The sequence below is a fragment of the Paenibacillus favisporus genome, from assembly GCF_040545415.1.
Classification (GTDB): Bacteria; Bacillota; Bacilli; order Paenibacillales; family Paenibacillaceae; genus Paenibacillus_AQ; species Paenibacillus_AQ favisporus.
Map to the genome: position 1 here is coordinate 1,085,956 of NZ_JBEPLV010000001.1, position 12,653 is coordinate 1,098,608.

The 12,653-nt window shown below is 53.8% G+C and carries 11 protein-coding genes; 8 read left to right on the forward strand and 3 right to left on the reverse strand.

The features are described 5' to 3' along the window. Positions 1 to 23: 23 nt before the first annotated feature. Entirely contained in the window at positions 24 to 932 is a 909-nt protein-coding gene (locus tag ABID47_RS05135; protein WP_354495721.1) for an aldo/keto reductase, read from the forward strand. A gap of 132 nt (positions 933 to 1,064) precedes the next feature. Here ABID47_RS05135 and def read toward each other — a convergent pair whose 3' ends face one another. Further along, complete coding sequence (gene def / locus ABID47_RS05140) at positions 1,065 to 1,580, reverse strand: peptide deformylase (RefSeq protein WP_354495146.1); 516 nt, start codon at positions 1,578 to 1,580, stop codon at positions 1,065 to 1,067. A 28-nt stretch (positions 1,581 to 1,608) separates the two neighbouring features. Continuing rightward, positions 1,609 to 1,848, reverse strand: coding sequence for a helix-turn-helix domain-containing protein (locus tag ABID47_RS05145; protein ID WP_076171668.1), 240 nt, complete (start codon positions 1,846 to 1,848; stop codon positions 1,609 to 1,611). Positions 1,849 to 2,182: 334 nt separating this feature from the next. Between ABID47_RS05145 and ABID47_RS05150 the strand changes: the two genes are divergently transcribed. The 5 genes from ABID47_RS05150 to ABID47_RS05170 all read left to right on the forward strand — a co-directional run bounded on the left by ABID47_RS05150 (position 2,183) and on the right by ABID47_RS05170 (position 9,468). Beyond that, a complete protein-coding gene (locus ABID47_RS05150; protein ID WP_145132516.1) occupies positions 2,183 to 3,877 on the forward strand; it encodes a M3 family oligoendopeptidase in 1,695 nt (564 codons plus the stop codon). A gap of 319 nt (positions 3,878 to 4,196) precedes the next feature. Continuing rightward, the gene (locus tag ABID47_RS05155; protein WP_354495723.1) at positions 4,197 to 5,357 is read left to right on the forward strand and encodes a type III polyketide synthase; all 1,161 of its coding nucleotides are present in this window, start codon (positions 4,197 to 4,199) and stop codon (positions 5,355 to 5,357) included. Continuing rightward, complete coding sequence (locus tag ABID47_RS05160; protein ID WP_354495725.1) at positions 5,344 to 6,078, forward strand: methyltransferase domain-containing protein; 735 nt, start codon at positions 5,344 to 5,346, stop codon at positions 6,076 to 6,078. Before ABID47_RS05155 ends, ABID47_RS05160 begins: the two co-directional genes overlap by 14 nt. A 23-nt stretch (positions 6,079 to 6,101) precedes the next feature. After that, the gene (locus tag ABID47_RS05165; protein ID WP_354495147.1) at positions 6,102 to 7,244 is read left to right on the forward strand and encodes an NAD(P)/FAD-dependent oxidoreductase; all 1,143 of its coding nucleotides are present in this window, start codon (positions 6,102 to 6,104) and stop codon (positions 7,242 to 7,244) included. Between the two features lie 40 nt (positions 7,245 to 7,284). After that, the gene (locus ABID47_RS05170) at positions 7,285 to 9,468 is read left to right on the forward strand and encodes an MMPL family transporter (protein ID WP_354495148.1); all 2,184 of its coding nucleotides are present in this window, start codon (positions 7,285 to 7,287) and stop codon (positions 9,466 to 9,468) included. On the opposite strand, the gene coaA is transcribed toward ABID47_RS05170, so the two are convergent. Next, on the reverse strand, positions 9,454 to 10,374 hold the full coding sequence (gene coaA, locus ABID47_RS05175) for a type I pantothenate kinase (protein WP_076171678.1): 921 nt from the start codon (positions 10,372 to 10,374) through the stop codon (positions 9,454 to 9,456). The two genes, ABID47_RS05170 and coaA, sit on opposite strands and share 15 nt — an antisense overlap. A gap of 284 nt (positions 10,375 to 10,658) precedes the next feature. Here coaA and ABID47_RS05180 point away from each other — a divergent pair, with 284 nt between their 5' ends. After that, positions 10,659 to 11,594 (forward strand): sugar-binding transcriptional regulator, encoded by a 936-nt coding sequence (locus ABID47_RS05180; protein ID WP_076171822.1) that lies wholly within the window; start codon positions 10,659 to 10,661, stop codon positions 11,592 to 11,594. 240 nt (positions 11,595 to 11,834) lie between these two features. Further along, complete coding sequence (deoC, locus tag ABID47_RS05185) at positions 11,835 to 12,503, forward strand: deoxyribose-phosphate aldolase (protein ID WP_145024503.1); 669 nt, start codon at positions 11,835 to 11,837, stop codon at positions 12,501 to 12,503. Positions 12,504 to 12,653 lie beyond the last annotated feature (150 nt).

A 12,653-nucleotide genomic window follows, 5' to 3' on the forward strand; every position in this document is an offset into this window, starting at 1 on the left:
AGGGGAAGGGACAGGTGAAGTTAATGAAAAGGAACCAATTGGGAACATCGGAACTGAACATCAGCGAGATCGGGCTGGGCTGCATGTCCTTGGGAACCGATGAGGCGCAGGCTGAGCGAATCGTTCACGCGGCGCTGGAGCGGGGCGTGAATTTTTTGGACACCGCGGATCTTTACGACAGCGGCAGAAACGAAGAAATTGTCGGTAAGGCGATCCGCGGGCGCCGGCAGGACGTTGTTCTGGCGACGAAGGTAGGAAACCGGAGAATTCCCGGTAAAGAAGGTTGGGTATGGGACCCTTCTAAAGCGTATATCCGCTCTGCGGTAAAAGAAAGCCTTCGCCGCCTCCAAACGGATTATATCGATTTGTACCAGCTCCATGGCGGTACGCTGGACGATCCGATTGACGAGACGATCGAGGCGTTTGAGGAGCTGAAGCAGGAGGGCGTGATCCGCTATTACGGCATTTCGTCGATCCGACCAAACGTGATCCGGGAATACGTAAAGCGTTCCGGAATCATCAGCGTCATGAGCCAGTACAGCATTCTGGACCGCCGCCCGGAGGAAGAGGTGCTGCCTTTACTGGCCGATAACCATATCAGTGTCATCGCACGTGGTCCGGTGGCTTCCGGTGTCCTGACCGAACAGGGCGGAGCGAAAGTGGCGAAGGGGTACCTGGATTACAGTTCCGACGAACTGATCCAGATCCGCGAGCAATTGCAGCGCCTGGTCAAGAATGACCGGAGTATGGGGCAGACCGCGATCCGGTACGCCTTGGCGAATCCGGTCGTGTCGACGGCCATCGCGGGAGCAAGCTCCCTGGAGCAGCTGATCCACAATACTGCGGCTGGAGACGCTCCGGCGCTCACTGACGAGGAGATCGAGCAGATTCGCAGCTTTAGTAAGGCTAATCAGTATACAGCGCACCGTTAATCACATTATTTTTCTTTATAAAAAGGAGCCGTCCCCGGGTCGTGAATGACCTTTGGACAGCTCCTTATTTTTTTATATGTTGGGACTTATAAAGAGACTTTATGGATTGTCAATAAGAGCATAGAAGTGCGGCTAAACGTTCTGAGTCAGCTTTAAGGCAGCCATCAAATCCGCTCTGCGTTCCGTCCGATTGACAAACAGCTCCCCGTTTTGGATATGGTCGATGTACAAAATCCCGTCGAGATGGTCCATCTCATGCTGAATGCAGCGTGCCAAATAATCCTCTGCCTCCATCACAATCGTTTTGCCCTCACGGGTTAACGTACTGATCTTCACGTATTTCGCCCGCTTCACGATACCGGTATACCCGGGGTAGGATAAGCAGGCTTCCGGTCCGGTTTGCTCCCCGGCGTGCTCGAGCAGCACCGGATTGATCAGCTCAATGAGCCCGCCCCCGCAGTCCATGACGATCACCCTGCGGAGAATGCCGATCTGCGGTGCGGCCAGGCCGGCTCTGCCTTCTTCCGCGTACAGGGTATCCGCCATATCATCCAGCAGCTTGTAAATTCTCGGCGTTATTTCCGTAACGGGTTTTGCTTTTTTGCGGAGAATCGGATCTCCGAAGGGAAGAATTTCTTTTTCCGACATGCTTGTTACCTCCAGTTTCAATAAACGTCTAGGCCCCTCTAACGTTCGATGGGGTATGATGCCATAAGTCGCTAGGAGTGCAGTCGAGAGCTGTGCACAGCGCATCCATCGTATCGGCCTTTATCTGCTTCGGATTGCCGTTCAGCAGGGCGCTGATCGAGGGGGGAGACAGCTCGTAGCCGGCTTTGTCTTTCAGTAGACGGGCCAGTGCGGCTCCCGTCCAAATTCCGCGTTCTGCCATCACTTGGCGCAGCATCCATATGAGCATCGCTTTCAAACCACCTTTGTATGTTCAGTATATGTATATTCAATCATTTAGGTGCTGCCTAATATTTTTAGGTACGAACTAATATAACACAACCAAGTGGCAAAAGGGAAGAACGAGGATATAAGCATAAGGGCGGTTAATATTGGGCAATTCTCGGAACCTTGTTATGGATCCATCTGTAAAATATAGCCATTCCATGCAGGGAAGCTTGTAGAATTTTGACTAACGGGAAGTGCTTTCACGAACATTAAATTTTTTTTGACGTATCTGTTGTCTAAGCCTGATTCTCTAGTATAATGGTAACGAAAGCCAATCAAGAAGGGATGCGTGATGCATGAAGTTCAGCGAGTACGAATACAAGCGGCCAGACGTGAAAGAAATTGAACAACGGTTTAAACAACTGATCCAGCAGTTCGAGCAGGCGGCTTCCTTTGAAGAGCAGGACAAGGCCATGTCCGATATCAACAAGCTGCGCAGCGAATTCGAAAGCATGGCAGAGATTGCCGTCATTCGCCATTCCATCGATACGAACGATGAATTTTACAAGGCCGAACAAGAATACATCGATGAAGCAAGTCCGGTCTATCAAGAATACATAACCGATTATTATAAAGCGCTGGTAGAGTCCAAATTCAGAAGTGAACTCGAAGCCAAGTGGGGAACGCAACTGTTCAAGCTTGCCGAGCTGGCGCTTAAGGCCTTCCATCCGGATATCATCGAGGATATGCAGCTCAATAACAAGCTGGCCACCGAGTACAGTCAGCTCATCGCCTCTGCGAAGATTCCGTTCGAAGGCGAGGAGCGGACGCTGTCCCAGCTGCTGCCGTTTGAGCTGTCGCCGGACCGCGACCTGCGCCGGAGAGCGTCGGAAGCGAGATATTCCTTCATGGCGGAGCATGAGCAGGATTTTGACCGGATCTACGATGAACTCGTGAAAACCCGGACGCGCATGGCTCAAAAGCTCGGATATAAAAATTACGTTGAGCTTGCCTATATTCGCATGAACCGTACGGATTATGACGCCGACATGGTGGCCAACTTCCGGAAGCAAGTGCTGGAACACATCGTACCCGTAGCCCAAAAGCTGAAGGAACGCCAGCGCGAGCGGATCGGCGTCGATTCCCTGCGAATCTATGACGACAATTTCAGCTTCAAGACTGGGAATGCGACGCCAAAAGGGGATGCGGACTGGATTCTGGAGCAAGGGAAGAAGATGTACGCGGAGCTGTCTCCGGAAACCGATGAATTTTTCAAATTCATGGTAGACCGGGAGCTGATGGATCTCGTCAGCAAAAAGGGCAAGCAAAGCGGCGGATACTGCACGTTTATCAGCAAATACGAATCGCCGTTCATTTTCTCCAATTTCAACGGCACTTCCGGAGATATTGACGTTCTCACGCACGAAGCCGGCCACGCCTTCCAGGTCTATTCCAGCCGTCATTATCAGGTGCCGGAATACCTGTGGCCTACGTATGAATCGGCCGAAATCCATTCCATGAGCATGGAGTTCTTCACGTGGCCGTGGATGGATAACTTCTTTAAGGAAGACACGGAGAAATACCATTTTGACCATCTGTCCAGTGCGCTTCTCTTCATTCCGTACGGCGTATCCGTCGACGAATTCCAGCACTTCGTGTATGAGAATCCGGAGGCGACACCGGAGGAACGCAAACGCGCTTGGCGTGAAATCGAGAAGAAGTATTTGCCGCACCGGCAGTACCCGGACAACGAATACCTGGAGCGGGGCGGCTTCTGGCACAAACAGGGGCATATCTTCCAGGCGCCGTTCTATTACATCGATTATACGCTGGCGCAAATTTGCGCGTTCCAGTTCTGGAAGAAGATGAACGAGGACCGCGAAGCGGCTTGGGCGGATTACCTGAGACTGTGCCAGGCGGGAGGATCCCGTTCCTTTACCGGACTTGTGGAGCTTGCCGGACTGCAGTCGCCGTTTAAAGACGGCACCGTCGCTTCGGTGATCGGCGTCATTGAGAACTGGTTGAACAGTGTGGACGACAAAGCTCTGTAAAATTAAATACTTGCGAATAAAAATGTAGAAAGCAGGCATTGGGGATGAGCCCCATGCCTGCTTTTTGTGTATGACGTAATTTTGGTGCACACGTTTTCCGCTGACCGGAATCGGGTAAGCATCAGTAGCAGGAGGGTGGTTTTCCCATTAAGTTGGAGATTACTGTACAAAGCGATCCATCCTGGTTTATACCACCTAAAGCAGGCAAACAGGTATTTGTCCTCACGGAGCATATGCGTTATTGCGGTGAATATACTTGTTCTAAGGCTTATGTGCGTAAATGGGACGTAAATGAATGAATGGAGGTGATCTTTTGACGATGGTTAGTGAACATGGTGCAGGCAGGGCATTGATTCAGGGCATCGGTACGGCGCTTCCGCCTCACCGCCTTTGCCAGGATGACGTATTTGCCAAAATCGAAGCTTCGTTAAGGGAAGATCCCCACGCGCTAAGGTGGGCGAAAAGAATATTTAAGCAATGCGGAGTCCAGGTCAGGTACACCTGTGAGGAGGATTTTCTCAAACCTGCCGATCAGTGCACGTATCTGTCCACGGACAAGCAGCAGGCTGCCCCTTCGACCTCCAAGCGGATGGAGGTGTACCGGAGAGAATCGGTTCCTCTCGCGGAGAAGGCGGCGGAAGAAGCTATGCGTGATGCGGGAGTGGAGGCTTCCGGAATCACTCACATTCTGACGGTAAGCTGCACCGGTCAATTTCTTCCCGGATTAGACACCGCCTTGATTCATCGGCTTGGATTGTCTGCGCGGATTCAGCGGATCCCGCTTACCTTTCAAGGCTGCGCCGCCGGTTTGAGGGCGATTCAGTTAGCACAGCAAATCGTGTCTGCGAGCCCGGCCGCGACGGTGCTCATCGTTTGCGTCGAACTGTGCACCATCCATTTGCAGCCTTCAGGATCCCGTGAAGCCTTGTTCGGCGCTTCATTTTTTGGGGACGGGGCTTCGGCATGTATCGTCAGCTCCGGTGAAGCCGACCAACAGGGAGGGTTCGAACTCGGCGGAGGACACTCTGTGCTCCTTCCGGACTCTGCAGACGAAATGATTTGGGAGGTCGGGGACACCGGTTTTGATTTATACCTCTCCCCCAATATCCCCAAGCTGCTCAGAACGTTCCTGCGGGATGAAGTGGACCGGCTGCTGGACGGAGGAGCACTTCCGCCATTATGGGCGATCCATCCGGGAGGACGGGGCATCGTAGATGCCGTCCAGGATTTGTTCGGACTGGAGGACAGCCAGACCGAATTCAGCCGGAACGTGCTGCGGGACTCCGGGAATTTATCCTCGGCGACGCTGCTGTTCGTATTAAAAGGAATGAGAGAGCGTTTGAGGGAACAAGGCGAGGGTGAACGGTCCGGAGTGGCCCTGGCGTTTGGCCCGGGCTTGACTGCAGAACTCCTTCGATTTACGTATGTTCCATCATTCGTTACGAAACGGGAGTCAAGTTATGAGTATGCCGGCCTTTAAGCGGTTAAACCGGCGGGCCGTGGAAGAGGAATACATGGACGACTTCAGCACGGGCGGCGACGAGCTGCTGGAAGCGCTGCGCCATTTGCGACGGCTGAACCGGATCTTTGGTGCTTCGTCTCCATCCTTATACGGGTTCAAGCGGTTGTGGCGTCAATCCGGCCGACCGGACAGGGTATCGGTGCTGGATATTGGCGCCGGCTCGGGAGATGTGAACCGCCGCATTCTGCGCTGGGCTGCCCGAAACGGGGTCGATGTCCGGATTACATTAGTGGACATTACGGAAGAAGCCTGCGAGGAGGCCAGAAACCTGTACCAGCGGGTACCGAATATTACGGTCAGACGCTGCGATTTGTTTGACCTTCCGGAAGGCAGCGCCGATATCGTCATGTCATCGCAGTTCCTACACCACTTTGACGACGTCCGGCTTCCCGAAGTGGTGGGGCAGATGCTGAATGCATCCCGTCTGGGCGTCGTGATCAGCGATATTCATCGGCACTGGATTTCGTGGTCCGCCGTTTGGGTCGTGGCGCACCTGGTTTCAGGCAACCGTTATATACGGCATGACGGGCCATTGTCGGTTGCGAAGGGTTTCAAGTCTTCCGATTGGATCAGGCTGAGACAGCGGCTGCAGGAGCGGGATATTCAAGCGGACTTGCTGTACAGCTGGAAGCCGTTATTCCGTTATGTGGCTGTTGTTCATAAAACGGGAAAAGTATAAATCAGCGAAAGGAGATGATTCCCATGCAGGACGCGGTCGTGATCGGAGCTGGCCTTGCCGGCTGCAGTTTAGCTATCCGGCTGTCTGCCCAAGGGTGGAAGACCGTGCTCATAGACCGACAGTATTTTCCCCGTCATAAGCCATGCGGGGAATTTCTGTCTCCGGAGGCGAGAGAGACGCTGGCCAGCCTTGGTGTAGCGGAGGCTGTCGAGCGAATGGAGCCGAATCCGATTCACCGGGCCCGCCTGGTGCTGAGGCATGGACAGGTGCTGGAAGCAGCGCTCCCCGGTACAGGCTGGGGCATCAGCCGTTATACGCTGGATGCCGGCCTGCACAGGGCTGCAAGGGAGGCAGGCGTGGAAATACGGGACGCGACGACGGTCACAAGCATTCATGCCCGTGAGGATGGAGGCGGATATATCGTCGGGACCCGGACCGGCGGACTCAGCGATACGCTGGAGGCGAGGACGGTGATCGCCGCCTGGGGCTGTCACCGCCGGCCGGATTTGATCGATTATGAAGAAATAGGGCAGGACGGGCATGCCTACATCGGGATTAAAACGCATGTGACCGGGCTTGCAGGGACGGAAGCCGTGGAACTTTATCTGGTTCCCGGAGGCTACATCGGGATCGCCCCTGTGGAAGCGGGCACCTATAATGTAGCCGCGCTTCTGCGGCGGGATCGGTTGAAAGGCGCGGGAGTGAAGATGAAAGAGCTGCTGGATTTTGCGGCAAGCGGCAATCCCCAGCTTGCCCGCCGATTGTCGGAAGGAACACCGACCGACGGGACGATGATCTCGACCGCGCCGGTATATTTGTCCCGCCGGCCTCAGCCCTGGCGGATGATTCCGCATGCCGGAGATGCCTGCGCGATGATTCCGCCGCTCTTCGGAGACGGGATGAGCGCCGCCCTGCGCTCGGGCATTCTGTGCGCCTCGTTTGCCGACCGCTATTTGCGGGGCGAGCTGAGCATGCAGGACTGGGAGCGGCTGTATACCGAGGCTGTGCACCGTGAATTCAGCGGTATTTTGCGAAAAGGGCGCTTTTTGCAGGCGATCAGCGGCCGGCCCTCTGCCGGAAGGATTCTGTCAGGCTTTGCCCGGCTGTTCCCGCCGGTCGCGGATTCATTGGTCAAAGCGACGCGGCTGAAGAACACGATGTCTTAGTTGGATTGCAGACCGCATGCCGACAGGAGGAGGGAATCGGGTGATTTACCGTTTCATAACCGGACTTGCTCTCCGCTATCCTGCGTGGGTGCTGGCATGCTGGACTGCGCTGCTCGTCCTGTGCGGTTCGGCAGCGATATCACTGCCTTCCATCCTGAAGGATCACGGGCTGCGTACGGAGGGAACTTCCGCACAGGTCGAGCGGATCCTGTCGGAAGATTACCAACTCCCCAATGAACCGGCCGTTGTCGTCTTCGAACGGGAGCCCGGAGCCTCCCGCGCTTCGTTGGAATCGGGAATCCGGACTGTATTGGAACATCTCCGGCGGGTGGACGGCAGTCTGACCGTCATTTCACCCCTGGAGCATGAGGGGATGCTGGACAACCAAGCCGCCTATGCCCTGTTGGGGTTGAACAACCAGGATCAGACCGCCGGGACGGGGCTTGACGCCATTCGTTCAGCTTTGTCCGAGCCGCCCGGTGTGAAGATTACGCTGACCGGCAAGCCTGTCGTGCAGGACGATGTCAACCGGGCGAGTATGCACGACTTGAAGAGGGCAGAGCTGATCGGTCTGCCGCTGGCCTTTCTAATCTTGTTCTACGCGTTCGGCGGCTGGATCTATGCCCTCATCCCCATCGCAGCAGGGTGCACGGCCGTGGGCGTTTCGATGGGGATTCTTTATTGGCTTGGGAGCGGCGTGCAGCTGGAGCTGTCCAACTTCGTGCTGAACGTCATACCCATGGTCGGCCTGGCGCTCGGCATCGATTTTGGACTGATTCTTGTCAGCCGCTTCCGTGAGGAATGGGGAGCATCCAGCGGCCGCATAGAGCTGGCGCTGTCGGTCACCATCAGGCAGGCTGGCAGGGCTGTGCTCTATTCGGCCGCCTGCGTGATCATGGGGCTCATCGCCATTACATTCATCCGGATGCCGATGTTCCGTTCGGTCGCCGTCGGGGCAATGGTGGTCGTTTTTGTATCGGCTCTGGTGAATTTAACGCTTGTCCCGGCCTTTTTGACCTTATGGTCACCGGTGATCCCGATTCGGCGGAGTTCCGCAGCGGCAGCAGCCACCTTCAAGCCCGGACTGATGCAGCGATGGACCCGCTACGTCATGGAGAGGCCAGTCCGGATGACGCTGTTGTCCGCAGCGCTTCTGCTGACAAGCATCCTGCCGATTCGCTACTTGCAGACCTCCGTTCCTGATGCTGCCTCTCTGCCGTCAAGCTATCCGTCACGGCTTGGTGCGGAGCTGGTCGATTTCCGTTTCAACGCCCCTTTTACCTCAGTGATCCCGATGGTGGTGATTGGACGCGGGAATGCCTTGTCGGCAGCGGAATGGAGCGCAGCTTACAAGCTGTGGCAAAGGTTGAAGGCGGACCGGGATGTGCTCCGGGTGGATTCCATCTTTTCCAATATCCCCAAGTTCAATGATCAGTCGGGGGTCTTGTTAAACCCCAAAATGCTGCAGCAGCTGCCACAGAATACGAGCCAACCGCTCGTTCGTAAGGACAACCTGTTGATGTCAGTAACGCTTCGGCCAGGCATGGATGATAAGCAAACCGAGGCGTGGTTGCAGAAGTGGGAAATTCAAGGACAGAGTGAGAAGGACATTCGGATACTGCTTGGGGGAGAAGCCAAGTACCGGCTGGAAGTAAGTGAAGAGATCAAAGCCAGGCTCCCTTCGGTGCTTCTCTGGATGGCTATAACCAATTTTGTGGTGCTGTTCGCAGGTTTTCGTTCGATCATCATACCGGTCAAAGCACTGCTGATGAACCTGCTCAGCCTTACGGCTTCGTTCGGGGTGCTGGTGTACTTTTTTCAAGATGGGATGCTGGGGGGCGGATCAGGCAGCATTGCTGTCATGATCCCGGTATTTATCTTCGGATTGGTGTTCGGGGTAAGTATGGATTACGGCGTTTTCCTGCTGTCCCGAATGACCGAGGTGTTTCATCGTACAGGAAATGCTGAAATGGCGATAGCTGCGGGACTCTCTTCCACAGGGAAAGTGATCACTTCAGCGGCAGCCATCATGATCGCCGTCACTTTGCCGTTTACCGCAGGGGACGTCGAAGGAGTCAGACAGCTTGGGTTCGGTATCGCTGCGGCGATCCTGATCGATGCGACCCTGATCCGCTTTATGCTCGTTCCAGCGTTAATGAAGCTGATGGGGCATGTCAATTGGTGGCTGCCGCATCAGCTTCGCCGCTGGTTATTTACGGAGTAACACCTGCTGGATCTGATGATCCGGCCCTTTTTTTAAGATCAGCTTGGCACGCGCCTTCGTCGGCAAAATGTTCTCCATTAAATTTTTAAGATTGATCGTTCTCCAGATTTCCGACGCGTTCTGCACGGCTTCCTCTTCGGAGAGACTGGCAAATTTGTGAAAGTAGGACCTTGGATCTTGGAAGGCGGTATCGCGCAGCAGTTGGTAACGCTCGATATACCAGCTGCGGATGTCCTGCTCTTCGGCATCGATATAGATCGAGAAATCAAAGAAGTCGCTGATAAAGACCGGCGCCTCCGTATTGACCTGAAGGACGTTAATCCCTTCCAGAATGAGGATGTCCGGCTGGTCGATCAGCTGCTCCTCGTCCGCCAGAATATCATAGGCCAGGTGCGAATAGACCGGGGCCTTCAGTGCAGGCTGTCCGGATTTGACGCTGCTAATAAACTGCATCAGTTTCTTGATGTCGTAGCTCTCCGGAAATCCTTTTTTGTTCATGATGCCTTTTTCCTCAAGGACGCGGTTCGGGTACAGAAAGCCGTCCGTCGTCACCAGGTCCACGCGCGGATGCTCCTGCCATCTGGACAGCAGCGTTTGCAGCAGGCGTGCGGTCGTGCTTTTGCCTACGGCTACGCTGCCGGCGATCCCGATGATATAAGGCGATTTGGGCGCTCGGATGCCGGTGAATGTGTTCATCTTTTCTTGAAGCTGCTGGAAAGCACTTACATACAAATGAATGAGGCGGGTCAGCGGAAGATAAATGTCGCGCACTTCCCGCAGCGAAATTTTCTCATTCAAGCCTTTGAGGCGTTCAAATTCCTCTTCTGTCAGCGGAAGTTTCGAGTCCTCTTGTGCCGCCTTCCAGTCTTTCCGGTCAAATGTATAATAAGGGGAGTATGTGTTCATGGTACACTCGCTTTCTAAACAAAGTAGGGCCATGCCAAACCAGCTCCTGTCGTTTCAAGAGTATGTAAACGGGAAGTGAATCCCAAAATAAACTGTGACATTGCGCGTTACTAATGCGAACTGAATTATAGCATGTTAAGCGGCTTAAATAAACCTTAGGGTTAAAAATGGATACCAGAAAAACCGTTCAATCGACAAAAGGGTTTGGGCTTTCGGGAACAAGAGGTATAATAGGATCAGTGCAAGCCAAATCATGCGAGAGCGGGACAAGTGAGCTGAGGACGATGGACATTGAAAGACAAAGATTAGCAATTGAGGCAGCCAGACTGTATTACCAGTCCGATTACAGCCAGCAGGATATCGCCGAGCGGCTTGGCGTTTCCAGGCCGACAGTTTCGAGACTGCTTCAGCATGCCAAGGAACAAGGATACGTGCGGATCGAAATTGTCGACCCTGGCGAAGATTTAAACGTACTGGGCCGGAAGCTGAAGCGCAAATACGGCTTGGATACGGTACAGGTCTGTTATTCCCCGTTAAACCAGTACGAGGAGATCAAGAAGCATATCAGCAAAAAGGCAGCCGAATTCCTCCACGAGATCGTCCAGGACAAGGATATTATCGGGGTCACTTGGGGGACCACAATGCATGCTGTCGCGCTTCAGCTTGCGCCCAAGCAGGTAAAAGGCGTCGAAGTCGTACAGCTGAAGGGCGGTGTCAGCCATTCCCACGTCAACACCTACGCGGCGGAGACGGTGAACCTGTTTGCGGAGGCGTTCCAGACGGTAGCGAGATACCTGCCGCTGCCGGTCATCTTCGACAACATCGAGCTGAAGCGGATCGTGGAGGAAGACCGGCATATCAGCCGGATCATCGAGCTTGGCAAACAGGCGAACATTGCCGTGTTCACGGTCGGTACGGTGAAGGAAGACGCGCTGCTTTTCCGGCTGGGATATTTTAACGAGCAGGAGCAGGAGCTGCTGAAGAAGTCCGGTGCCGGAGACATCTGTTCACGTTTTTTTGATGAAACGGGCCAGATCTGCAGCGAAGAGATCAATAACCGGACGGTTGGTATCGATCTTCACGAGCTTCAAAAGAAGGAAAAGTCCATTCTGGTTGCCGGTGGAGAACGCAAGGTGGAGGCCATTCAAGCGGCTCTCGCGGGCAATTACGCAAACATTTTGATCACGGATCAGTTTACAGCGCAGGCTCTGATCTCTTAGAAAATCATTCATTTCATATCGATTGCTTTTTTTGAATTCCGTCCGGATTACATAGGGCGGATTTTTTTTGCACACATTACGGGAGTGGGCAGAACGATTTGTGAACATAATTTCACGATCTATTTACATATGTTCAGGCCGGTGTTATGATAGTCGTGCAGCTTGAAAGAAAAGCTTTTCAATTCCAGGGAATTGGATAAATAAAAGAATAACCTATCATGAATCAAGGAGTGGATCAGAATGACAAATTTGGCGGGAATGATCGATCATACCCTTCTTAAGGCAGATGCCACCCGGGCCGAGATCAGCAAGCTGATTGACGAAGCGAAGAAGTATGAATTCGCATCGGTGTGCGTGAATCCGACCTGGGTCAAATTCGCTGCAGAACAGCTGAAGGATTCCAAAGTAAAGGTTTGTACGGTCATCGGTTTTCCTCTGGGAGCCACGACTTCGGCCGTCAAAGCATTTGAAGCGAAGGACGCGATCGCTGGCGGCGCAACGGAAGTTGACATGGTTATTAATATAGGCGCGCTGAAGGACGGCGAGGACGATCTCGTGGAAGCCGACATCAAAGCGGTAGTAGATGCGGCTGCCGGCAAGGCTCTGGTCAAAGTCATTATTGAAACCTGCCTGCTGACGGACGAAGAGAAGGAACGCGCAAGCCGCTTGGCGGTTAAGGCGGGAGCCGATTTCGTAAAAACTTCGACGGGCTTCTCCACGGGCGGTGCTACTCCGGAAGACGTTCGCTTGATGCGCCAAACGGTAGGTCCGAACATCGGCGTCAAAGCATCCGGCGGCGTGCGCAGTCTCGAAGACATGAACAAAATGATCGAAGCGGGCGCAAGCCGTATCGGTGCCAGCTCTGGCGTCAAGATTATGGAGGGCGGCCAATCCTCGGCTTCCTATTAATAAGGAAGGTAAGAATCTCGCGCTAAAGTAAAGTGTGCATGAAATGAACGGAAGCGGTTCACATCGGAATATGGCAAACCGGGTCGGAAAGCTTCCGTTTCTATTAATACCAAGCCTGTAAGCGCTTAATAGATTTGGTTTCATAAAAAA